At 38.0% G+C, this 24386-nt stretch carries 21 protein-coding genes; 6 read left to right on the top strand and 15 right to left on the bottom strand.

What is annotated here, in order from left to right:
- Positions 1 to 24: 24 nt before the first annotated feature.
- Together PALI_RS07500 and PALI_RS07505 are read right to left on the bottom strand one after the other, a co-directional pair.
- Positions 25 to 3171: a glycosyl hydrolase family 18 protein gene (locus tag PALI_RS07500; RefSeq protein ID WP_193155450.1), complete on the bottom strand. Its 3147-nt coding sequence runs from the start codon at positions 3169 to 3171 to the stop codon at positions 25 to 27.
- A 420-nt stretch (positions 3172 to 3591) separates the two neighbouring features.
- Positions 3592 to 6093 carry a S8 family serine peptidase gene (locus tag PALI_RS07505; protein ID WP_193155451.1) on the bottom strand — a complete coding sequence of 834 codons (2502 nt, stop codon included), beginning with the start codon at positions 6091 to 6093 and terminating at the stop codon, positions 3592 to 3594.
- Positions 6094 to 6672: 579 nt separating this feature from the next.
- Here PALI_RS07505 and PALI_RS07510 point away from each other — a divergent pair.
- The 4 genes from PALI_RS07510 (at position 6673) to PALI_RS07525 (ending at position 9960) form a co-directional block, all read left to right on the top strand.
- Positions 6673 to 8175, top strand: coding sequence for a curlin (locus tag PALI_RS07510; protein WP_193155452.1), 1503 nt, complete (start codon positions 6673 to 6675; stop codon positions 8173 to 8175).
- A 201-nt stretch (positions 8176 to 8376) separates the two neighbouring features.
- Positions 8377 to 8775 carry a curli production assembly/transport protein CsgE gene (locus PALI_RS07515; RefSeq protein ID WP_077538004.1) on the top strand — a complete coding sequence of 133 codons (399 nt, stop codon included), beginning with the start codon at positions 8377 to 8379 and terminating at the stop codon, positions 8773 to 8775.
- Positions 8765 to 9187: a curli assembly protein CsgF gene (locus PALI_RS07520; protein WP_077538005.1), complete on the top strand. Its 423-nt coding sequence runs from the start codon at positions 8765 to 8767 to the stop codon at positions 9185 to 9187. The genes PALI_RS07515 and PALI_RS07520 overlap by 11 nt, the downstream gene beginning before the upstream one ends.
- Positions 9187 to 9960, top strand: a complete 774-nt coding sequence (locus tag PALI_RS07525; protein WP_077538006.1) for a CsgG/HfaB family protein — start codon at positions 9187 to 9189, stop codon at positions 9958 to 9960. Before PALI_RS07520 ends, PALI_RS07525 begins: the two co-directional genes overlap by 1 nt.
- Positions 9961 to 10052: 92 nt before the next feature.
- Here PALI_RS07525 and PALI_RS07530 read toward each other — a convergent pair whose 3' ends face one another.
- From PALI_RS07530 to PALI_RS07555, 6 genes are all read right to left on the bottom strand, one after another.
- Positions 10053 to 10739: a helix-turn-helix transcriptional regulator gene (locus PALI_RS07530; RefSeq protein ID WP_193155453.1), complete on the bottom strand. Its 687-nt coding sequence runs from the start codon at positions 10737 to 10739 to the stop codon at positions 10053 to 10055.
- A gap of 228 nt (positions 10740 to 10967) precedes the next feature.
- The gene (locus tag PALI_RS07535; protein ID WP_193155899.1) at positions 10968 to 11489 is read right to left on the bottom strand and encodes a hypothetical protein; all 522 of its coding nucleotides are present in this window, start codon (positions 11487 to 11489) and stop codon (positions 10968 to 10970) included.
- Positions 11490 to 11933: 444 nt separating this feature from the next.
- Entirely contained in the window at positions 11934 to 13469 is a 1536-nt protein-coding gene (locus PALI_RS07540) for an EAL domain-containing protein (RefSeq protein WP_193155454.1), read from the bottom strand.
- A gap of 432 nt (positions 13470 to 13901) precedes the next feature.
- Complete coding sequence (locus PALI_RS07545) at positions 13902 to 14516, bottom strand: SGNH/GDSL hydrolase family protein (protein WP_193155455.1); 615 nt, start codon at positions 14514 to 14516, stop codon at positions 13902 to 13904.
- Positions 14516 to 15022, bottom strand: coding sequence for a DsrE family protein (locus PALI_RS07550; RefSeq protein ID WP_193155456.1), 507 nt, complete (start codon positions 15020 to 15022; stop codon positions 14516 to 14518). Before PALI_RS07550 ends, PALI_RS07545 begins: the two co-directional genes overlap by 1 nt.
- A gap of 83 nt (positions 15023 to 15105) precedes the next feature.
- Positions 15106 to 15579: a flavodoxin family protein gene (locus PALI_RS07555; RefSeq protein WP_193155457.1), complete on the bottom strand. Its 474-nt coding sequence runs from the start codon at positions 15577 to 15579 to the stop codon at positions 15106 to 15108.
- Between the two features lie 76 nt (positions 15580 to 15655).
- Here PALI_RS07555 and soxR point away from each other — a divergent pair, with 76 nt between their 5' ends.
- A complete protein-coding gene (soxR, locus tag PALI_RS07560; protein ID WP_138584265.1) occupies positions 15656 to 16123 on the top strand; it encodes a redox-sensitive transcriptional activator SoxR in 468 nt (155 codons plus the stop codon).
- A gap of 149 nt (positions 16124 to 16272) precedes the next feature.
- On the opposite strand, the gene PALI_RS07565 is transcribed toward soxR, so the two are convergent.
- The 7 genes from PALI_RS07565 to PALI_RS07595 form a co-directional block, all read right to left on the bottom strand.
- On the bottom strand, positions 16273 to 17439 hold the full coding sequence (locus tag PALI_RS07565; RefSeq protein WP_193155458.1) for a lipase family protein: 1167 nt from the start codon (positions 17437 to 17439) through the stop codon (positions 16273 to 16275).
- A gap of 32 nt (positions 17440 to 17471) precedes the next feature.
- Entirely contained in the window at positions 17472 to 17984 is a 513-nt protein-coding gene (locus PALI_RS07570; protein WP_193155459.1) for a DUF6795 domain-containing protein, read from the bottom strand.
- A 293-nt stretch (positions 17985 to 18277) separates the two neighbouring features.
- On the bottom strand, positions 18278 to 18694 hold the full coding sequence (locus PALI_RS20100; RefSeq protein WP_226894518.1) for a hypothetical protein: 417 nt from the start codon (positions 18692 to 18694) through the stop codon (positions 18278 to 18280).
- Positions 18695 to 18900: 206 nt separating this feature from the next.
- Positions 18901 to 19167, bottom strand: a complete 267-nt coding sequence (locus PALI_RS07580; protein ID WP_193155460.1) for a hypothetical protein — start codon at positions 19165 to 19167, stop codon at positions 18901 to 18903.
- 638 nt (positions 19168 to 19805) lie between these two features.
- Complete coding sequence (locus PALI_RS07585; RefSeq protein WP_077538017.1) at positions 19806 to 21014, bottom strand: ABC transporter permease; 1209 nt, start codon at positions 21012 to 21014, stop codon at positions 19806 to 19808.
- Complete coding sequence (locus PALI_RS07590; RefSeq protein ID WP_138586355.1) at positions 21007 to 21795, bottom strand: ABC transporter ATP-binding protein; 789 nt, start codon at positions 21793 to 21795, stop codon at positions 21007 to 21009. Before PALI_RS07590 ends, PALI_RS07585 begins: the two co-directional genes overlap by 8 nt.
- Positions 21792 to 22604 (bottom strand): DUF3025 domain-containing protein, encoded by an 813-nt coding sequence (locus PALI_RS07595; RefSeq protein WP_193155461.1) that lies wholly within the window; start codon positions 22602 to 22604, stop codon positions 21792 to 21794. Before PALI_RS07595 ends, PALI_RS07590 begins: the two co-directional genes overlap by 4 nt.
- 118 nt (positions 22605 to 22722) lie before the next feature.
- On the opposite strand from PALI_RS07595, the gene PALI_RS07600 reads away from it, so the two are divergent.
- Positions 22723 to 24348 carry a M28 family metallopeptidase gene (locus tag PALI_RS07600; RefSeq protein ID WP_193155462.1) on the top strand — a complete coding sequence of 542 codons (1626 nt, stop codon included), beginning with the start codon at positions 22723 to 22725 and terminating at the stop codon, positions 24346 to 24348.
- Positions 24349 to 24386 lie beyond the last annotated feature (38 nt).

Here is a 24386-nt window from a genome sequence, read left to right on the forward strand (position 1 = left end):
TCCTCGCCTCTAAAGCGGTTTTATTTACAGACTACAACGTTTGATCCAATCAGCCGTAGCGCCTGGCTCAGACGTGGTCCACCATTTTGCTTTAAAAACCGAATTTTTATGGGTCATTAAATCGCCACTGGTGGCATGGCTTGGGTTTCCTGCCCAATCTTTCTGTGGAAAGTTTGGGTAAACTGGAATTGATGACACAGCAACACCTTCACATGTGCCTGAGTTGCTTGGCTCACTCGTATTACCTGCTGTTGCCGTTGGGAGTTGCGGGTACTCAAATTTGAATGCGTAAACGTTGCTATCTTTTTCAATAGTAAAGTTACTTGGGCCTGTAATGGGCATGTAATACATCACTTGTGCGTTAACGGTGGCGCCTGCACTAAAGTCTTTTGGTATATCGCCCCATTCATTATTAAGAGTGATAGAAAAGCGGTGAAACTCATTTTCAAAACCACCTATATTGTTGCCCGCTGTATTTGAGCCGTTTACTTCGACTGCCATACCCAGTTTTTCTTGGGCATTCCAGTTTGATTTAAAAATAGCTGAGGTTGATACAGGTACATCAAATGATATTTTTGCACCACTTAAATCAATTGATGAGTTATTAGTAAATGAAAAGGTAGGACTTATCGGGTAATTATCATCCCCCACAGGAAAGTTATTCGCTGCAAACGTTATATCAACCGACTCTGTTGGCACTGTAAAACTTGGGTTGCCGCCATGCACATTATATACAACACCACTTTGGTTAAATTTGTCATACGCAAGAGACGTAAGCGTCGCCCCCATGAAATATTCATTTTTTTGTGAGTCGTAATCAAAATCGCCTGCAAGCTCCCAAAACATGATGCCGCCTAAGCCATTATTGATCACGTAGTCAACTTTAGCCGTCATCGATTCTTCGTCTTCGATTGAAAGAAATACTTTTTTATCTGCATTCCATAACCAAGGCGCAATGGCAACGTTGTCGTAGTAGCGTGTATAAGTGCCCGTTAATTTATCTTCTGGGTTAGTATTGGGCGTTAAACCATACGCACCTAAATACGAAGGGGTTATTCCACGTTCGAGGTTTTTAGCATGCCAAAGTGGGTTTGAACCTGCGGGCATTTCTTGGCCTGCATCATTTTTATCATGCCAAAGATTATCTATGCCTAACGCACCATCTCCACATTTGTTTTTTTCACCCACACCGGTGCCAGGCGAACAATTGGCTTGATTAGGTAAAGCAGCTTGCCCCCATAAGCCATTAGTTCCACCACTTACATCTTTAAATCCCCGAGTGTAGTAAGGTAAACCAATATTGATACGACCCGCTGACATGGCACCACGAAAATAACGCACAGCCCAATCTGTATTTAAATAGCCAATACCTTCAAACTCTTTGGTGCCATACACATCCCATTGAGTTAACTCTGAATCTTGACCGGTATCAAACAAGGCTGCGTTATGACCAACATGTGAGTTCCATGCACCGTGTAGGTCATAAGACATGATATTGACATAATCGAGGTATTTGACCGCTTGGAATGTTTCCATACCACGCAGTAAATAACCTGAAGAAGGGGATGCTATTGTTAAGAGGTAATGTTTACCTGCTTTTTCGCCAGCGCGGTCGAGTGCTTCGCGTACTTTTTTCATTAGCACTTGATATGACGCATTTAAACCAGCGCGGCGTGCATTTGAAATAGGGAAATCATCAGGATGGCCTGAATCTTTCATTGATGAAGGATATTCGTAATCGATATCAACACCATCAAAACCATACTTTTCTATAAACTCAACGGTGCTTTGCGCAAATGCATTAATACCTGAATGATTCACCGAACCATCAGCAAGAGTTGTCATGGTGTAAAATCCACCACTTGCAACGCGGCCTGTGCTATCAAAGTAACCGCCAGTTTCTGCCCAGCCTCCAACAGACACTAACGTTTTTACTTGTGGGTATTGTTTTTTGTATTTATTTAAAAGATTAAAGTGCCCCTTATACGTAAAACTCGGATCCATTTCAGCTCCGACCACACCGGGCCATTCCATGTTTGTTGCTGGATTCCCTTGTGCAGCTGGGTCGCCAATTGACACTTTATTGTTTATATCAACATGTGCAAATGCATAGTTGATATGAGTGATTTTATCCCACGGAATGTCGTTCACTAAATAACGTGGCTCACCATTTGCGCCATTACGCCAGCTAGTAAAATAACCGATTACGCGCCGAGGATGATCCTCCCCCATAACCTCTCGTCCCTGGGCATCATACACAGTACAATAAGGGGTATTCACACCTTGGGTTTGATATAAACCCTGGGGTTTGCACTCATCAACGCCGTCACTGGGAGTCCCCTCTTTCGCAACTGTTAATATCTTTGTTGCTTGTGAGGTCGCGCCTTCGTTATCTGTTACCGTTAGTGTAAAAGTCACATCTCCACTTGCTGTTACTTGGTGTTCATAACGACTTGATGGTGTATTTGCTTGGTATACATCACTGCCATTGACTGCAAAATTAAGCTGCGTTACTTGGCCATCATCGTCAGTACCTGAGAGCTCAAACACAACACGTGAGCCAACAACAAGTGGATCTGATGAGGTGCTAAAAGAAATAGTCGCCATGGGTGGTTGATTTGTAGGTTCAACCACAACATCGTTAACATTAACGGTGCTGGTAACTTGACTCGACTGCTGTCCTTTATCATCAGTTGCCACTGCACTTATTTGATGCGTTCCCCCTATTGCTTGCCAACGAGCGCTATACGGAGCAATGCTATCGGTTGTGATCAGGGATCCGTCAACAAAAAATTTAACATGATCAATTGTGCCATCTGTATCTGTCGCTTCAGCCAAAATGACAACGTTGTCTTTAATGGTAAATTGAGAATCATTTGAGGGGGTTAAAATAGAGACTACAGGCGCATCATTGACAACGCTGTCACACGCACCTAATTTAATCCATTCTTGCCACTCACCAGCATTTTCAACAGGGTTAGACTGTGTCCACCACTTTGCTTGGTACGCATTACCTTGCGCTTTAACTTGGTTACCCTGAGTATGGGTTTGGCCTAATTGCCATGTATCTAATGCATTGCAATCAACTGCCGCATGTGCGCTCAAACCAATAATACCCAGTGACAATACACTTAGTTCAAAGGGGGTTTTAATCATTTTACGTAAGTTCATTTGATCCTCCGTTAAAAACTCAATTAACACTTAATTTACATCTTAGTTTCTAAAAGTAGCATAATCTACTCGTTCGTCAACAACTACAAACTGAACACGTGAGCAAAAAACAACCTCGAATGTAATCAAAAATAATGTAATTTAAAATTAATTACGTTCTTTATCATTATATAACAACGATTTAGTATCTATATTAGGTAATTTTTGTGGGGAGATATTAATTTGAAATTAACAGAAAATTTACTATGGAGGAGGTAGATAGTAAGCAGTTTTTCAGATTATTACTTCTGCCGATATAACTTATTTTTCAGTTGCGCTTTGCTTTTAGAATTAAAGCTGCGTGACCCTAAAAAGGTAAATCTCTTTTAAAATATAAAGCCCAGCAAAGCTGGGCTCAAATAACTTACAAAATGTTAAATACTAATCAAATGAAACTGTAATTGTGTTCGAACACACATTTTGGGTTACACAAAGTTTATAATCGTATGTTGGCAATGTTGCTTTGCGTACATGGTCACGGTATCTGCCGCTATCAGATGTAGTATCCACTAGCTCGCCATTTCGATAAACGTCTAGTGATTCGGCGCCAACGCTTTCCCAGCTAAGCTCTACACGCATCGTATCTAAGCGTGATTTGTTTGCTCGTTTTAAGCTCAACTCAATGTCGACATTACTAACAACTACTGTTTGTGTTGAGGTGTCTGTATTGCCTTCACTGTCTGTTACTGTCAGTTCAACTGTGTAACTACCTGGCTCTGAGTAAGTATGTACAGGTCTAGGATCGGCAGACGTTGCACCATCACCAAAGTTCCAACTCAATTGTGTAATATCATTATTTACGTCACTACTTGTATCAACAAACAAAGCTGTTAACCCTTGCGTATCAACAGTGAAGTCGGCACGTGGCGGTTGCGAGCTTACTTCGCCAAGCGCACTAAAAGTAAGTGACCACGTGTTAATGTTACCCGTGTCAGCAGCGCCAGTGTCAACTACATTGAGTGTCCAATCCCCTGTCGCTACTTCTCCGTTAAACGCATCAGATGTAAAGCGCTTAACAATATCGTCATTACCTCCGCCAATATTACTTTGTAATGTCACTTCACTGCCTTGCGCTGAAATGAGTTTTACAACTAAATCACCCGAATAAGTGTGGGTAATATCTACATTAGCAGCAGTGCCAAATATTGTGAGCTCATCCGCTACATTAATAACGGAACGTGCACCTTCTGGAGAATTATCAGGAATGGCTACACTGTCATCATTACTGTAAGTAAAATCATTTAAACCAGCAGGTTGAATCATTAACTCGACGGTTTTAGTTTTCACTAGCTCGCCTGACGTAGCGGTAACGGTAAACTCATACTCACCCCATGGGGTATCGTTTGTTGTTTCAACATTGAGTTCAACGTCGTCACCCGGATTTGCCGTTGTGCGACTAAGAGAAACACCTTCTAAAGACGATGCTAAATCGAGTGTTACTTCTGAATCCCATCCCGCTATTGAACCTATCGTGAATGTATAATTTGTAGTGTCACCAGCGGTGATCTGTTGTGATTGTGGTGTGACAGAAAGCTTAAAGCCAGGAGTTGGATCTGCATCAACAAGCGCTTGGTGTACATTTAGGCGTGTACCTGCAACAGTTTTACCTTGTAGTGCCGTATTTGCGTCACCGCTATTCATTAATAGCTCTTTTAATTCTTGCGTTGTTAAATCTGGATTAATAGATAAAACAAGTGCTGCAGCACCCGCAACATGTGGTGTTGCCATTGAAGTACCCGAGTATGACGCGTACGAATTACCCGGTGTTGTAGATAAAATAGCACTGCCTGGGGCGCCCATATCTACACTGGTTAAACCCCAGTGCGAAAACCACGAAATGCCATCAGTCTGATCTGTACTTGCTACAGACAATACACTCGCATTTTCATAATTTGATGGGTAATGTGGATTAACATCATTATCAATAGTATCGTTACCTGCCGCCGCGACAAACAATAATTCTGCAGCTTCGCTTGATGCTATTGCATCAGCAAGTGCTTGGCTATAACCACCGCCGCCCCAGCTATTATTTAATACGCGTAAGTTAACGCCGGAGTTTTTAAGTCCCACCATATAATCAATACATTTAATTGCGTCTGAAGATGAACCACTACCTTGTGCGTCTAAAAACTTACAACCAACAATCGATACTTCTTGGTTTACACCCACAATGCCTGTTGCGTTATTTCCGCTTGCACCAATAGTGCCCGACACGTGTGAGCCATGTCCTTCGTCATCCATTGGGTCGCCACTGTTAGTAATCGCATTAATACCATGAATGTCATCAATATAACCATTTCCGTCATTATCAATACCATCTCCTGCTATTTCGGCTGTATTTACCCACACATTGCTTGCAAGATCATTATGGGTATAATCTACCCCCGTATCTATAACCCCAACAACTACATCGCGGCTACCCGTAGAAATTTCCCATGCCTCTGGCGCATCAATATCAGCATCAACAGTGCCGCCCGTTTGTCCTTCATTATTTAAGCCCCAAAGCTCATCAAAACGGGGGTCATTTGGCAAACTTGCAATGCTTACACGATAATCTGGTTCAACATATTCAATAGCTTGGTGCGTTTTTAACAGTTTAATAGCGTCTTTAGTACTCATGCCTGATATTTTAAATTTAGCAAGTCGACCAGACAGTAATGATGTATAGCTGTCGTCAACTTCATCGTTATTCAAATCAGTAATTTTAGCTCTAACCAAGGTTCTTGCTTGTTTACGCATTTGAGGCGAAGCATTTTTTTTGTATTTAACAATCAGTGAGTCGCTACTTGAAGCAACTTGTTGAATCGCACCTGCATCAGGCAGTTTTGCAGCAGCTAAACAAGGTAATAATGCAAGTGTAATAATAGATAATTTTGTTTTCATTGTTCTATCCATAGTTGGGTTAGCTCAGTTTCACTAAGCAAGGTGCTTTTACTACTTCAAGTACAAGGGATCACGTGGCAAGTTATTAGAAAACTACTAAATGCCAAATTAAACAAGATAAAAAGTTTAGACAAAACAAAAAATCATTATTTTTGACTGAAATACTTATCAAAAAAACAGTAAAGACAGTCTTTTTAATGAAATGAATACTAAAACACCTCATTGCACAGAGTCATTACTTTTTACTGCTTTTTAAAATACACTTAAAAAAAATACACAATAAAAATTCAACTCATTGAAAAAAAAGGCTTAATTATTTGGTAAAAAAAGATGATTTAAGAATGTGAAATTCTATGTAGAGTTAATACGACGTTGCGAGGTTACATAAAGTCGCATTAGTTAAAAAACAACGATGTTTGGTATTTATTCCTTTCAATTATCAATAACGCTTTACCTACTTACAAAGTAAATCAAGCGGATCACAAAACTTTATATCAGCACGGCATGCTGAAACACCAAGTACCTTATAAAACCTATAACATTTAAGGTATTTGATTTTACTATCTCAAGGAGAAAATAATGAAGTTAAATAAATCACTTTTAAGCTGTGCGATTGCTATTGCAATGGGTACAAGTTTTGCCTCATATGCTGACACTAACAATAAAGCAGTATCAAACTCTGAAATTGGGACAAAAATTTCGACGCTCAGCACTGCTAATGCAATAACTTTAGCTCAATCGCAAAATAACAACTCCGCAGTGCTAACCCAAAATGGTGATAGCAATGCTCTTGAGATTGCAACAACGGGTAATGAAAATAATACAACAGTCACGCAAACTCAATCAGGTAACTTCACAGGTGTAACAACTACCGGCGATAGTAATACACAAATATATACTCAAGATGGTGTTGCTAATGGTGTGTTAACTGAGCTTACGGGTAATAATAACTCCCTATCAGTGATGCAAAGTGGCCAAGGCATCCTCGTCAATAACGAAGCTATAAATAAAATTGCTGGCGATGATAACACCATTAATATTGAGCAAGGTGCTGGTGGTCATTGGTTTTACAACTACGATATGAAAGGTAATGAAAATGAAGTAAACACACTTCAAACAGGTCAATGGCATGAAGCTGAAATAACGACTCTCACTGGCGATCAAAATACCTTTGATTTAGAGCAAGCGGGTTACTGGAATACGTTCAAAGTAAGTTCTTTACAAGGTAACGATAACGAGCTTGAAATTGAACAAGACGGTGAGCGCAATGCGATAACAATAAGCGATATTTCAGGTGACGCAAACGAGCTTAAAATAGAGCAAGATGGTGATGCACATGCTGTTACATTTGCTGCTGTGAAAGGTGATGATAACGAAATTAATTTAGATCAAGAAGGTTCATCAAACAAGATAGCATCTAACTTATTTGAAGGATCGAATAATGAAGTAACCATCACCCAGGTAGATGCTAATAACCTAACAACAATAGATGTTGTGGGCGATAATAATGAATTAACAACAATGCAAGTAGGCTCAGCTAATGAAGCTTACATGGGCGTTATTGGTTCAGATAATGAATTTATGGTTAATCAAACGGGTGCAACAAACTCAGTTCATTTAGCTAATTTTAATGGCTCTGATAATGATGTGGATTTAGTACAATCTGGCGACGAAAATACGGTGCTTGTACAGTCTTCATACCCAGATGTATCACTAAGTTCTAATAATAATGATATTGATATTGCGCAAAATGGTGCCGAAAATGAAGCTATTGTAACTCTCGCAGGTATTTTAGAGAGTAATAATAACCAAATTGATATAGCGCAAAGTGGTGATTTAAATGCCATCGATATGATGGTTGAAGGCAATGATCACAGTATTGATATTTCACAAACAGGCGAAGGTAACTGGGTTGGTGGCACGGAACAATCTGCCTTTTTAGTTGGCGGTGCAAACGTAACATTTAACGTAACTCAAATGGGTAACGGTAATATTGTTGAAGGTTCAGTGATTGGTGTAAACAGTACGGTATCGGTTACTCAAATGGGTGATGGAAACGCAACAACAATTACGCAAATGTAATTATACCAATCTGCTTATATATGGGGTCTATTTAATGTTAAGAAAATTACGCTAGAACTAGGCAAAAATTTTTATATCTAGTTGTTCTAAATACAAAATTTTTAACGACGTTATAGTGCAATTTAATTTGTTAAATTGATCAAAAATTTATGCAGTTTGGTATTACTAAGGCTGGGGAGAGTGGCTCTCCCCTATTTAATAATGAAAAAAAATAAAAATAACCTGTGTGGATACATCTTCACACTATTGATTTGCTTCTTACCGAGTGTATATGCCGAAGAACTTGAAATAGATGGTTTATTACTCGATAGAAGTATTAGCCGTTTTGGTCATCAATTTTATTACGAATTTTCTAACTACTGGCGAGATTTACCCTCAACAGCTGGCTTTAATATTGAGATAAAAGAAACCGTGATCCCCAAAGCTGGCACAAAACTTTCTTTAATAATGAATAATCAACTTGTTTATGCAACTTACTTAGGCCGTAGGCTAGAACCGCTTGATGAACGCGTTGAGCAAGCAGTTTATACTGTTATTGATGCCATGGCTCGCTCAAATATGACGGTATCCACACCTGATATGGCTGTAAATGGATGGTAAAATGAAAAAAATAATATTTATAATAATAACATTAAGCTTTTCAGCTACTGCAACTGAAATAATTTACACCCCAATAAACCCTAGTTTTGGTGGGAACCCTCTCAATGCAAATATGTTATTAAGTAAAGCACAGGCTCAAAATAAGCATAAAGCACCTGTAATCGAAAAAGGGTATGCCGATCAATTTAAAGACTCTCTAGAGCGCACCTACTTAAATCGTATGGTCAGAGAAATTACAGATATGGCCTTTGGTGAAGACCCTGAAAACAGTATTTTTAATCAAGATTCAATTTTTATGAGTGGCGATTATCAAATAGAAATTATTACTAGCACCACTGATACCATTACAGTAAAAATCACAAATATAATTGATGATACGGTTGTGATCATTGAAGTGCCGAGGTTTGGATAATGTATAAACTACTAATAACAATAATATTAATAAGTTTAAGTGGCTGCGCAAGTTTAGGTAACTTAATCCCACCATCGCAACAAAAAGCAGCCAGCTTAGCGCCTACTGAATTATTTTCGGACTTAAAAAACTTGCCTAAACCTGTTGGCAGTATACCGGTATCAGTGTACTCATTTAGAGATCAAACAGGTCAGTACAAACCACAAACAAACGTGAGCTCATTTTCAACAGCGGTTACCCAAGGAGCAAATTCTATACTCATACAAGCCCTGCATGAGTCAGATTGGTTTACACCTGTTGAACGTGAAGGGTTACAAAATATTTTAACTGAGCGAAAGATAATACGCGCGGCTCAATCAGACAATCCTAACCAAGCTGATCTCCCCCCACTTACAACGGCAAAGATTATTTTAGAGGGCGGTATTATCAGCTACGATACCAATGTAAAAACGGGAGGGTTAGGAATGGAATATTTTGGTATTGGTGCATCAGAACTCTATCGAGAAGATGCTATTTCAATATATCTACGAGCCGTGGACGTTCGTACAGGACAAGTATTACTCAGTGTCGCCACCAGTAAAAAAGTACTAAGCCAAGAAATGCGTGCAGGCTTTTTTAGATATGTAAGTTACAAGCGATTAGCCGAAGCTGAAGCCGGTTTTAGTGATAACGAACCTATGAGTATTTGTGTAACACAAGCAATAGAAAAAGCACTTACAGATCTTATAACCAAAGGTATTGATAAAGGGTTATGGGCAAAAAAAGTAAGCTAATAACATAAACAATGAAAAAGGCGATTTAAAGTCGCCTTCTTTATAAAAATTTGTTTAACCTGAGCTTTGGTAAGAGATTTCCTATTAAAGCCTTAGGCCATTGGGAGCAATACAGAAATGTAGCGTTGTGCCCAGTTAGCCAACTCGACTCGATTCCGAGAGTGTGTTTTTTTAAATGCGCTGTATAAATGTGTTTTTACAGTGTGATCACTTATATTGAGTTTGTCAGCAATCGTGTGATTACTTGCGCCTTGCGCGATGAGATGAATAACTGATTTTTCGCGTTTAGTTAAATGGTTGTAATCATCTTGTTTTAGCTCTATATCTGCATTAAATGAATTGAACGAAGACGCAACAGACAAAATATCTTTAAATGTTTTCGATATGATTTTTCGTGTAAACCATAATTCGCCAGCATTGATTCTAACTAAGCCTCTGAAGATTATTTCCGCAGCATCTGACTTATAAAATACCCCATTGATATGATTCAGTAATAAATTTTTTTCACACACCACGTCGCTCTCAACATTAAAGATAACCACATTATATTGCTTAGCTAAACATATAACATCAGCAGGAATAAGGTCATGCCAATTACTTGTACTCCCATCTATTAAATATAAAGTGTGGTTAGAGCGAAAATCTGCTTGTGGAAGCGTATCATCCATTTTTACATCACTAAAAAGAGCATGGAGTGTTCTTAAAATAGCCGTGTAGCTTTGAGAATGAAAAGATGACTGAAAAGTAGTTTTTACAAATGCTGATAACTGTTGTGACATAGACTTCGTCCCTAAAACGTTTATCTCACATTACCTAAAACATATACGACTTACAAATAATTTTGACATTTTAATTTCATTTTTTATTCTTTCCATTAACATAACCAATAAAAAAAAGCACTATAGTATTACCCTGCATCCATGCAGTCGTACATCAGAAATTTTTAACGTCGTTAGCCTAAGGCGACTAAAACACAAAATATTGAGTAAAGAGTGCAAGCATTCTGATCATTCTATACGCGCTTTTAATTTATTTAGCGCATCTACAGAAAACCCACGGTCGTAAAAATATAAAATTTTACCATTGCTATCTATAAGCACTACTCGAGAATTATTTGGTCTTTGGTTACCAGTAAATTTTTGTACAGCTTCACCATCGTTATAAATGGTGATCACTCCACCCCACAATTCTTTAGGGATACCTTTGCGCATACCACTGTCTATAAATGAGCTAAACATACGGGGTGCCATGCCAGCAATAGTAGGTAACTCATAAGTGGGAAGCGTGGTCCCTGCCATATCTAAACCAATTAACCAGCGGTCTATATCGAATTGGCTATCTTGCTTGTAGCCAATAAGAATCAAGGTTTTATCTGCTTTAAAATCACTGGGGATAGTGACCATATTTTTTTCTAAACTTTCGCCACTAATACTTGGAAACTGTTTACCTGTAACTTGTTGATTTGGATACTGGGATGTACATGCACTAAGGAGTACAACGGCACAAGCAACTAACATTGATTTGATCATCATAAAGCCCTATTCTAAATTTTATAAATATCATGCATATACGTTTAATCTAGGCATAAAGATCTAAGTCGTTTGTTTTAAATAACCTGAATTCTAGGGCGTGTTGACCTTTGTGGATTGAAATTTGTTCAACTTAGGGACGATTCAATCCCGGTCGCAGCGTGAGGTTTGTAATCGAGTGGGCTCGATAGCTGCTCCTGCGTAACTCTAATGGCTTACATCCCTGTAATAATAAGTAAAAACCGAGCAACAAACAGTCAACATGCCCGAGTTAAGGTATTTATTAACCAACTGAATTAGAAGGTATTTAAACTTATTTTTTCTAGCCAAAGATTTTTAGTAATAACAAGGCGGATTTACGCGTTAATAACGACTTTATTGCAAGTAAATGCAACGCAGTTAGCACTAAAAATAGCGGCTTGAGATAGATTTATTATTCAGAGTTCAGGTTAAATATGTCTTAAATTTAGCCACTGTCATGGGTCGTCCGTACTTCCAGACTTGCCCAAAATGCACACCCGCAGTTTTTAAAATCGCTTCTTGTTCATTAGTTTCAATCCCCTCAGCGACACAGGTATAATTAAATTTATGCACCAATTCCATAATATTAGGGATCATAGAAGCTTTTAAACCCTCAGTGGCGATATCTTGCACAAATGTTCGATCTATTTTTAACTGATGAAAACTCAAATTTTGCAAATTTCTCAAGTTAGAATAACCAGTACCAAAATCATCGAGTGACAAGTGAAAGCCAGATTCGACCAATGTCCTAAAGTGCGCATGCGCAATACTGGTATCTAAGTATTCATCCTCGGTAATTTCAAGGCAAATAATAAACCGAGAGTGCGTGAGCTCGGGTATTTGTGTCAAAAGCGAGACATTGCCTTGCTCTAAATCACACGGAAATATATTCAACGACACTTTAAAGCCCTGAGGTAACGCTTCTAAGGGTGTTAACTCTTCGAGTACTTTTGCAATCATAGCTTCAGTAAACGACCATGTTAAATGGTGTTTACGGATCTGCGAAATAAACTCACCCGGGTAAAGCACACCGTATTTATCTTCAAAACGGGCAAGTACTTCGCAACCTACCACCTTACCTGTTTGCAAACAAATAATAGGTTGATAAGTCCAGTAAAAAGAGCCTTTTTTCAATCCTTTAGATACACGAACTTTTATCGAGCGACGTGCTGCAATTTGAAAGTCAATAATAAACGCACTTGATACACCAACCAAACAATTTAGAATGAGTGAAATAACCAATAATAACTGATTATTAGCAAAAAATTGGCTCCACGGTATATGGACTGCAACACAATAACCTGCGCTTCTATCACTGCACTTTAATAGAGTTTCAAAAGGAAGTTGATGCTGGTGCGTTATTTCATCGTAGAGTCCGTTGTGACCAGCTAAATGATGCAGTTTACTGCCTGCTTTATAACTTGCCTCCCAACGATGAGCTGTAATTAAACCATTTACGAATGCTGTCGTATCTATTATCAAGTTATAGCTGCCTTTACGTACTATAACTACTGGCATCTCTCGCCCATTAAAAAGTAACAAACGTAGTTTAGGTTCAAAACGGATCCTGACATTACTATCAGGGCGAATAAAATCTGGTTTTCTATCATCTATCACTTTGCTAAGTAAACCTGCACCTGTAGTGCAAACTAATTGATCATTTTTGAAAAAACCAATATCGATGACATATTTAGCATCAAATAATGCACGGCGCATTTCGAGCAAGTTTGCATCGTCGCACTGCGTAAAAATGCGTGTATTTAATGGAATGAGAATTCGACTACTTTCTTCAACTGCAGCATCTATGTGCTTAATAATATGCTTAGCGTCATCATTAACCGTAGCGGCTAATTTATGACCAGCAAAATACAGTAAAATTAAACTTCCCATTACAAAAACTACTACACCGGTTAATACTGCAATTACTGCAATTACTGATTTTTGCTGATATTTTTTCATTCTATCCTTATCGGCTAAATAGTTATGTAATTATAAATGACATTTTATAATTACATAACTATTTTTAAATGCCAATAAGTTAGGGTCTATTAAACTTTTCCTTAACTTTAAATCAAACTAAAACACGCTCTAGGGCGTGTTGACTTTTGTGGATTGAAATTTGTTCAATCTAGGGGTGATTCAATCGCGGCGCGAGGTTTGTAACCTAGTGGGCTCGGTAACTGCTCCTGCGTTACTCTAATGGCTTACATCCCTGTAAGAATAAGTAAAAACCGAGCAACAAAGAGTTAATCGTCCCTAGAAAGAACTCAAAGGGCAGCGCATGTTTGGCATTTATGCTGCGTTATCGCCTATTTATGGGGAATAACCACACTACATAGGCTCTGCCTTGCCTAAATACCAAACAGTCTGCGCAAAATCAATCACGAAAGGTCAACACGCCCTAGTTATTTTAAAAACGGCATCCGCTATTTTATAGTGTCCATCAGTACTCATATGGATCCCATCTAATGGCGATACGTTTACCACGCTTTGTAAATCAAAAAAGAGCGCATCATTGTCAAACGCCACGTTCTTAAACTGCTCAGACATTGCTTCGTTTTTACACTCAGCCCCCTGATAAATGTGCTTATAAGGGCCTACTGTTTTTATATAAGCAGGACTAAGAATGAGTATTTTAGGTTGTTTATTTATATCGTAAAAGCACGTAACTTTACGTATTAAGCAATCAAGCCCTTGGCTAATTTGCTTAGGCGTTAGGTTAAAACGTTTTTTAAGATCGTTTGTCCCAAGTGCAATAATAATTACATCAAGTGAATACTGTTCTAAATATGGTTTTAAATAACGTACGCCACAAAGCACGCCATCAAATGGCGGTAGATTTATTAAAGTACGATTAGGTTGCCCTGCTTCAATTACGTTAAAATCCGGACCTAATTTTTTGGCTAATCTCGCTGTCCATCGAGTGTTTTCGTCAAAGCGTTTACCTGTACTCGGATCTAGTCCCCAAGTATTAGAATCGCCAAAACATAAAATGTTTTTTATCATTAAAATGGATTCAACGTATAGCCTTGTTGTTGTAATTGCGCATGGGCAGTCATGGCAGAAAGCGACATCTGCACACCTTCAATTAACTGCTTTGGCGAAACTTTATTATGCGTAGCCGACTGACCACACACATAAACAACGGTATTGTTAGCGAGTAATTGTTTAATTAAACGTTGATTTTTATTATCGGTTTTAAAACGTTTTTTATATTCAGTATTAGCGAGTACATCTAAACTGGCACTACCGTGAACCACTAACGCAAGCTGAATATTTTCTGATTTAACACCGTGCGCTACATGCATATTAATAAAGCGCGCCAGTGAATTTATATTATTATTTTGCTCACCATTTTTAGCCCCTTGTGCAACATCAAACACTATTTTAAATACGGTAGAGTCGTTAATTTTTGCATGCTCCGGTACAGAGTAAAAATAACCAAAGTCTTTAATAGCCAGTTCATTAGCCAGTGAAAGCGAACTAAAAAACAGCAATAATAAGTATTTCATAAAACATTCCTGTGTTATTGCGTAACTAGGGCATGTTGACCAATCTAATAAATTACCAGAAGCAAAGCCTAAAAGGCAGCGGATTATACTGCCGATTGCGTTTTTTTATGCTGATGGCTTACAAAACTCATCCCTAAATAGTTAAAAGTTTGTTTAAACATCTGTACAAACACCTCTGGGGCCTCAATAGATGATGCATTTGATAGCAACGAAAAATCTTTGCTACGCAGCAAGCGTAATCTTGGTTTTAAGTGTTCATCGTCCATGTAATCTGTGATTCTATCTATAAAAGCCTTCATTTGTATTGTTGTGTTGTACCAATATACTGGAGACGCAAATACCCAATGGTCGTAATTTAAAAGTGATTCAAACAGCTGGTAAAAATCGTCATTCTTATAATTTTTATTGTAACAATAAGGAGGGATTTTATAATCATCTAGGCACACAACGCGCACATCATTTTGCTCAGCAAAACTATTTACATGAGCCGATGTATTACCATTTTTACGTGCTGATGAATAAATAATAACCGTACTGCGATTAAGTTTTTGTTGCATTTTGTTAGTTCCTTTTTTATGTTGTACGCAGCTTAAAACCTCAAGTTACATTGAGGTCAACTCATGGAGTTAAATAATGAACACGGATCAAAAAAAACTCACAGAAGCTAATTTAACAGTTGGTTATGTAGCAAAAAGAAGTGGTGTTAAAGTATCAACCTTGCACTTTTACGAAACTAAACAGCTAATAAGAAGTTGGCGTAATACTGGTAACCAGCGACGCTATAAGCCTGATGTATTAAGGCGTGTTGCAGTTATAAAGGCAGCACAAGCAATGGGAATAACGCTGGATGAAATTAAAAATACGTTAGCAACACTTCCCGATAATAGAACACCCACAAAACAAGATTGGTCAGCGCTTTCTAAGCAATGGCAAGCACAACTTGATGAACGAATTGCTTATATGCAAGGTATACGTGACAAAGTAAATGATTGTATTGGGTGCGGTTGCTTGTCACTTAAAAGTTGCCCTATCTATAATAAAGATGATTTTTTGGGAGATAGTCAAAGTGGTGCAGTATTGTTAGGTAAACTTAATAAGTAAAAGCATTTAGCTTTTATCACTATTTGATTGATACTCTGAATTTAATGTTCGTCAGCACGCCTATCTCAAGTGAATTTAACTTCTGCAGTGTTAAAATATCAGCTTGAGAGAGGTTCGTCACAAAGTATTCTAATAAAATTACCAACAGCCTAATCTAGACCGTTTAAACCTTCTCTGGCTGCTCTGTATAAAGCGCCGAGTGTTGAATCGAATACTGATTTTATAAAGCTGTACGTTAGTTCTACCATTGTACTAATCACTTTACCTGCAAACACTAACATATGCCCTAGCAAGCCTAAGGTTTGCGCTGCAAAAGAAGCTGATGCTTTTGCTATTTTATCTAAAGTACGTGCAAGCATATCGTAAAAAGTTAACCCTGTTCCAATGGCCGCTTGTGCAGCAACCGCACTGTAATAGCCGGCATCTTTTAACAACGTAATTAATGCTGCACTTAATTTATCTGACCAATGTGCATTAAATGAAGCTTGGTTTCTATCTTCAAACCGTAAACGTACGGGTGTACTTAAAAAATGATTAGCTTGTACTGTTAAGTTATTCCAATCACTGCTATTTGCCGTGTTAATATAGCCAGGCGTACCGTTTAATTTATGTGCGGCGCCTTTTAAGCCTTGACCATTATCTAAACGAATTTCTTGACCATTATAAGGCGCATGCGAAAATGGCCATAAAGGGACTTTAGCTACTGGATCAGCGCCATGAGTACAACGGTAAATTTTATCAATTCTTGATGTTGCTGCTCTAGCAAAATTATCTAAGCCTACACGGGGAGAACCAAATGTATAAAGCTGCACAGGTAGAGAATATTCTGCTTTTATCCAATCGGCAGAAAGTGTAGCTAAAGCGCCGCCTAAACTATGGCCAACAATATGAACACAACCTGTTATTTTATCTCGAATGTTTGCCGTTACAAATTCTTGCAACGTAGGTTTCATCGAATAAAATGTTTTATTAAACCCCGCATGCACCATACTACCGTTTGCGCCGCCACTTAAACCAAAATGTGCGTCAGTTAGTCCATCCCGTAAAGATGCTGTACCACGTATTGTTATAACTGAATCACCTTGGTAAATGCCTTGCCCATGACCTAACAAACCAAAGCCAGTGCTCAGACCAAACAAATGAGAAAAAAATCCACCTGACACTCCTTGCACAGCTTCTGAGTTTACCCCAAAGTTGAAATTGCCACGTAAAGCTGGGTGCAGGGAGTTGTTTAGTAAAGTCGTACTTTTAATGCTTTTAGCTTTATAAGCAAGCGACGCCATTTGTACTGCTTGCATAGGTGTTAAAGTATTCATATAAAGTCCTTTTGAATGAGTCTGTCAAAAAGTTAGATTTTACACGTCGTATAAATTGTAAAAACGTGTTCAGGTGCTTCTTTTATTGGTAAGTCATATGTTTGTGGCTCTTTTGAAATATCACACACTAAACTGGTTAACAGCTCAGTTAACGTACTACTCTCTTCATGCAAAGACACAGTCACGTACCACAATACAATGCCCTCTGGTGTCCCATTTTCTAAATATATATGCTGAATTAGTGACTCGTTGTCGAACATATTTGATGGTTTTGACGTCTTAATCGCTTTTTTTGGAAATGAAAAATACCCATCACTATCTGTTGTTGCCTCATCTATATATTCATCGCCATAAGTAAGCGTTCTCGTTACTTTTGTGTTTGCAACGGGTTGCCCATCATCTAATAACTGCCCCTTTACTGAAGCCGATAAAACAAAATCTTGCTTATTAAAAAAACCAAACATATCTGCACAAGCCTGTGTTGTAGTAAAAATAATGGTAATAGATACAATTACCAAAAAGTAAGCTTTAAAACGTGATAACAAAATATACAAGCTCCCAAATATTCGCTTTAAAATATACTTATCGTGTTGCTATTTAATGACGTTTATAAAGTATATAAATATTGATGAATTGCCATATTGTCTAAAATTCAGTCTAATTGGATACAAAGGCAACCGCAAGCATTTAGAACAAAACACAGTCATCACTCAATAGGTTATTTACTAAAAAAACACTTCATAAACAAGCTTACAAATAACGCTAAGCCCAAGTCCCATCATCAATATGTAACCATAAAAAATAGCAATCGCCCCTCCTGATGCATCCCCTATTTTATCTATTTCAATACACGCAGAACAAAATATGAAAAAATAAAAAAGTTAGCGATTACCCCCAAAAGATAAGCACCACCAAATAAAGGAAAAATACCTACTAATAATGCGCTAAGCATAATTAAAATACTTGATAGCGCCTCTTTAAATGAAAATCGATACTCAATAATTTTTAATACTAAGGTGACTACCATTAAGGCTAAAAAATACAGCGAAGGCCAAAACTGATTATATAAATAGTCCACGCTAAAAAATTGGCTAATAGTCAATGAAGGCTCTTCAACTGAAGGACTTAAGTTTGGTGTTGTAACGTGTGTAGAGTCATCAGTAACAAAGTACGCGACCGCAACAATAATTAATTTTATAATCCCAAAAAATATAAAACTTGCTATGGTAAGTCCTATTGCATCATCTCTGGTCAAGCTTATTTTCTTTACTTCCTACTATTATGCCTAGCAATATGTCTAAAAAACGCTAAATAAACGAATAAAGGCTGTAAAAACAGCATTAAAATACTCGTATTTATGAGTGTCAGTTATCATCCTTGAAGTGAAAAAAGTTAATGCAACACGAATGCTGCAAGAACATGAAAAACAAGTGAGTACTTAACAAAATATAAAGGTTGGTATTAAAGGTTAACTTTTTGCAAGTACGTTTTAAGTTTTAACAACCCAGATTCGAGTTCAAACTTTTGAATTTTCGGGTTTTTAAACTTAAAGCCGTTTGAAATATGCGTATTAATCATAGTAGCCATACCCTCAAAGCCCTCTGGCGCTTTAGCCACTAAGTCGCTGAGTAAAGGTTGAATAAGCACTTGATGATCTTCTATTAGGGAAGGATCCTCATAAATATCATATACAAGGTTGGTTAGTGTTTGTTGGTTTTGTTGTTCCATAATAATTTCTATTAGCCCTATATTAGGGTTAACAGCTCCTTTTGAGTTTAATAATTCATTCCATTAATAAAAATTGAACCTAACTACTCAAATCATTAAAGTAATTAGAGCTGATATTTAATCATATTTTTCTAGAGATATACCAGTTTCTTTTTGTTTTTTGCCATTTTCAGTTTTAACTTATTTTGTATAGATTGCATAGAGTTTTTTCTTGGATACTAATTGCTTGAATTATTACTAGGGCCTGTTTATCTTTCGAGGTTGAATTTGCAGCAGACTGTTTGGTATTTAGGCAAGGCAAAGCCTATGTAGTGTGGTTATTCCATATAAATAGGCGATAACTCAGCATAAATGCCAGACATGCACTGCCCTTTGGGTTCTTTCTAGGGGCAATTTACTCTTTGTTGCTCGGTTTTTACTTAGCCCACTAGGTTACAAACCTCGCGTCGCGATTAAATAGCCCCTAGATTAAACAAATTTTAATCCTGAAAGGTCACAGGCCCTAGCAAAACAATCAGAGCTGAAGGTAGTGATAATGCGAGAACAGTATCGGCCTTTTATATTTTTTCTCTTTAATTAAAAATATAAAAGGTAGCGAAGGCTACCTTTCATAACTTGCTTACCAATTTAAAAACACGCTATCTAAACAAAACATCTTCACGATTAAACCATTTAACACAAAATGCCAAAAGCGCTGCCGCTATAATTGCTGTTGCTAAAAAGATTAAACCAACAAACGTGTAATCTACAGTGCCCTTTACTATTTCTTTAATTGCTAAAGCTACATTTGTAACAGGAATAAATGCTGTTTTGGCATTAAGTTCCATATTTGGCATTATTGAAATAATAATAGGGAAAAATACACCCATGCTAAGTGGAGCCATATAGTTTTGTGCTTCTTTAAACGTACGTGCATAAATAGAAATAGCCAGCGCTAAGGCCGAAAATATAGCAGCAATTGGCAAAAGTAATACAAATATCATCAGTAAATCGCTAACTGCTAATGTACTAAACGCGGCTTTGATGAAATCTAAATCTGCAAATGCTAATGCAAGTGCAACCCAAACGCCCATACTTAAAACGGTTATGGTTGTACTAGCAATAGAGGTTGTTAACAACGTAATAAATTTACCGAGTACTAGTTCAGTCCGCGTAATCGGCGTCAATAATAATGTTTCAAGAGTGCCACGCTCTTTCTCGCCCGCGCCCAAGTCGATTGCAGGATATGTAGCGCCCATTAAGACTAATGGAATAAGTAAATATGGTAAAAATCCACCGATTTTTTCACCCAAATTTTCACGTTTATCTGCTGTATCAACTTTAACGACTTCGATTGGATTTAAAATGGCTTTTTGCGTTGACTCATTAACACCAAAGCTAAGTAACTTTTCCTTTTGCAACACATCACTGTATTCTTTTGCAAGTTCTTTTACGCGCTCAAATAAAAAGTTAATAGATTTAGCATCATTAAAAACAATTTCCCACTTACTTTGCTTGCCGTTATTAAGTGTTTGCTGTGCTTGGCTTGGTAGGTAGATACCCATATCAATATCGCCGGCGATAACGCCAGCCTTGAGTTCTTCAATCGTATTAAAAGTTTTAGTTCCTTTATATAACTCGAAACTTTTGTGATAAAACACTTTATCTGTAAACTCTTGTGCATATTGGCCATTAATAATTACATAGGTATTTACTTTTTGCTCTGCATCAAGCGCGGCTTGCGAGCTCATAAACGCCATCACAGCAAATATCAGTGGGAAAATAGCAACAGGCAATGCAACAACGAATAGTAGTGTTTTTTTATCGCGTAGTAATTCTCTTAATTCCTTTTTAAATACCTCAAACATCATGCTTCTCCGTTAATATATTCATAAACGCTTGGTTTAATTCGTCACTGTTACCTGCTTTTCTAAACTCATCAACAGTGCCATCAAAACAGCTTATACCTTCATTAATAACCGCAACACGGTCACATAATAACGCGACTTCGTCTAAGTGATGGGTCGAAAAAATAACGGGTGTCCCTTGTGCTTTTAAACCTTTAATAAATTCAATGACGGTTTGTGTAGTCATAATATCTAAACCCGTTGTTGGCTCATCGAGTACAACTACTGCTGGGCGATGAACAACTGCACGGGCTATATTCGCTTTTTGTTTCATACCCGTTGATAAGTTTTCAGCTCGCTTATCTATAAACTTATGCATATCGAGTAAAGTGAATAACTCTTCACAACGCGAGGCTATATCATTTTTTTTCATGCCGTGAAGTTTGGCAAAATATTCTATATTTTCTTTTACGGTTAAACGCCCGTACAACCCGGTAGAGCCAGATAAAAAGCCAATAGATTTGCGACCTAACAATGGCTTTTTAACTATGTCGTTACCTGCAATAGTGATGCTGCCTTCATCTGGTTTCAATGCCGTTGATAACATCCGTAACGTGGTTGTTTTGCCCGCGCCATTAGGACCTAATAAACCAAGTACTTCGCCTTTTGCACAGCTAAAACTAACGTTACGTACTGAATGAAAATAATCTTTGTCTTCGCGGGGATCTATCTCGTCGACTTTATTTTTTTTATGGTCTTTCGTTAGCTTAAATTTCTTTTTAAGCCCAGCAACTTCTATCATGCTCGTGTCCTTCGTTTCGGTCTAAAGTAGTCCGTATTGTTATAAAATGCTTCATCTGTATTTTCATCATGCCAACCAGGCACACCTAATAATGGTAATGGTGAAAGCTGTTTATTATCGGCTAAACAATTATCAATTTTAATCATCTCATAAAGGGCTTGATCTAGGTACTGGTATTGAGCTGCTAAATCTTTACAAAATATTTCATCTGGTACAAAAACAAATAAAGCTTTGCCCGTTAAACCTATATAAGGTTTAGTTAGCATTTCGTAATTTGCATGGCCAAACATAAATGGCTGTATAGTTTTACCCCATTCATTTTTATGCTCAACAAATGCAGTTTTCCATTGATGATCGCAAAGCCACTGCTTCCACTTATTCTCGCTTATTGCTAACACAACACCACACTCATCAAAAAGTGTTAATGCATTTCTGTGCTTCGTGCGCTGTTGTAAACCATACTCAGCAATATCTTGCACGTGCCTTTGGTTTATAAGTGCTTTAGTTTTAGGGAACAAACACCAAATAAAGCCGCCAAATAGATCATGCCAATTTTCTGTGCGTGTGGGCACTTCGCCAGTTTCAAAAATAACTTGCTCATAGTAACGATCGCCAAAATCTATTTTTGCATCGTCAATAAACCGTATCGGTAGATTATTTTCATTAATAGCATTTAGGTATGGGGCAAACCACTGTGGTGTTGGCCAGCTTATTTGCTCATCAATTTTAAAAAGAGTATTTAGATGCAAAAATGCACCACTTTGCAGACTACTTGGCTGCCACTGCTCCGGGGGGGTAAAACGTTTCATTGTTATTAGTTACTTACTCGTTTATGCCTTAAACTTTACAACAGTTTACCGCAAAAACTGGTTCTACTTAATAGAAGTTAATATACTTACGAGAACTTAAAACAAGAAATGAGCTGATATGAAACGTTATTTCTCTCTTACTTTACTTGCTGGTGCTATTTTAGCCGGCTGTGCAACATCACGTATTACTCCTACCGACATAACCAATGGTTATAACAGTATCCAAACAAATGAACTGGCTAAGCATGTAAAGGTACTCGCATCAGACGAATTTGGTGGCCGTGCTCCTTCATCACCTGGCGAAAAGCTAACACTTGATTATTTAACTGCGCAGTTTAAAGCTTTAGGCTTAGAGCCTGGTAATGGCGACAGTTACTTACAAGAAGTGCCATTGGTTTCTTTAGAAGCGGATTCGAACATGGTGCTTAGTATTGGTGGTAAAGACTATCAATATAAAAAAGACATGGTTATGGGTAGCAGCCGAATTAGCGCACAAGAAGGCATAGAAAATTCTGAACTCGTATTTGTGGGCTACGGCGTTAATGCACCTGAGTACAATTGGAATGACTACGAAGGGTTAGACGTTAAAGGCAAAACAGTTGTAATGTTGGTTAACGATCCGGGCTTTGCTACAAAAGATCCAGCCTTATTCACTGGCGATGCGATGACTTATTATGGTCGTTGGACCTATAAATACGAAGAAGCAAGTCGACAAGGAGCTGCAGGCGCTATTATTATTCATGAGACAGCACCTGCATCTTACCCGTGGTCGGTCGTTGAAAACTCGTGGAGTGGCGAGCAGTTTGGTTTTCAAAAAGAAAACAACAACATGGACCGTGTTGCAGTCGAAGGTTGGGTGACAACTGAGGTTGCAAAGGAGCTGTTTACTAAAGCGGGATTAGATTTTGATACAGCTAAAGAAAACGCTGCAAAAGGTGCTTACCATGTTGACATGGGCGACTTAACTGCTTCTGTTAATGTTAAAAATACCATTAAAAAATCAGTATCATATAACTTTATTGCTACTTTACCAGGAAGCGAACAACCAGATGAGCATGTTATTTACTCAGCTCATTGGGATCACTTAGGTACAGATAAAACACGTAAAGGCGATCAAATTTATAACGGTGCTCACGACAACGCAACGGGCACCGCTGGGCTAATTGAAGTAGCCGAAGCCTTTACAAAATTACCTAAGCACCCTAGCCGCTCAATGACATTTTTAGCGGTAACAGCTGAAGAGCAAGGCTTATTAGGCTCTAAATACTATGCAGCAAACCCAGTCATTGCAGCCAATAAAACAGTCGCTAACATAAACATGGATAGCTTAAATTTATTAGGCAAAGTAAAAGACATGAATGTGGTGGGTATTGGTAAATCACAAATGGATGAGTTTTTAGAAACTGCAGCTAAAGAGCAAGGCAGAACAATATCAGGCGATCCTAAACCGTCATCGGGTGGCTATTACCGCTCTGATCACTTTGCATTTGCGAACATGGGTGTTCCGGCTATGTACGCAGGTGGCGGCACCGTGGCTGCTGATGAAGAAACGGCTAATTACCGTAAACGTATGAGCTTAGTACTTCGCGGTTGTTACCATCAACCATGTGACCGTTACCGTGATGAATGGGATTTATCGGGTGCTGTTCAAGACTTACAATTATTTTATAAGGTAGGTTTTGATATTTCTGAAACAGAACAGTGGCCAACGTGGAATACAAACTCTGAATTTCAGCGTAAGTAGCCCAATTTAATCACAGCCTTAAATTCAAATTTAAACTC

The organism is Pseudoalteromonas aliena SW19 (assembly GCF_014905615.1).
GTDB lineage: Bacteria > Pseudomonadota > Gammaproteobacteria > Enterobacterales > Alteromonadaceae > Pseudoalteromonas > Pseudoalteromonas aliena.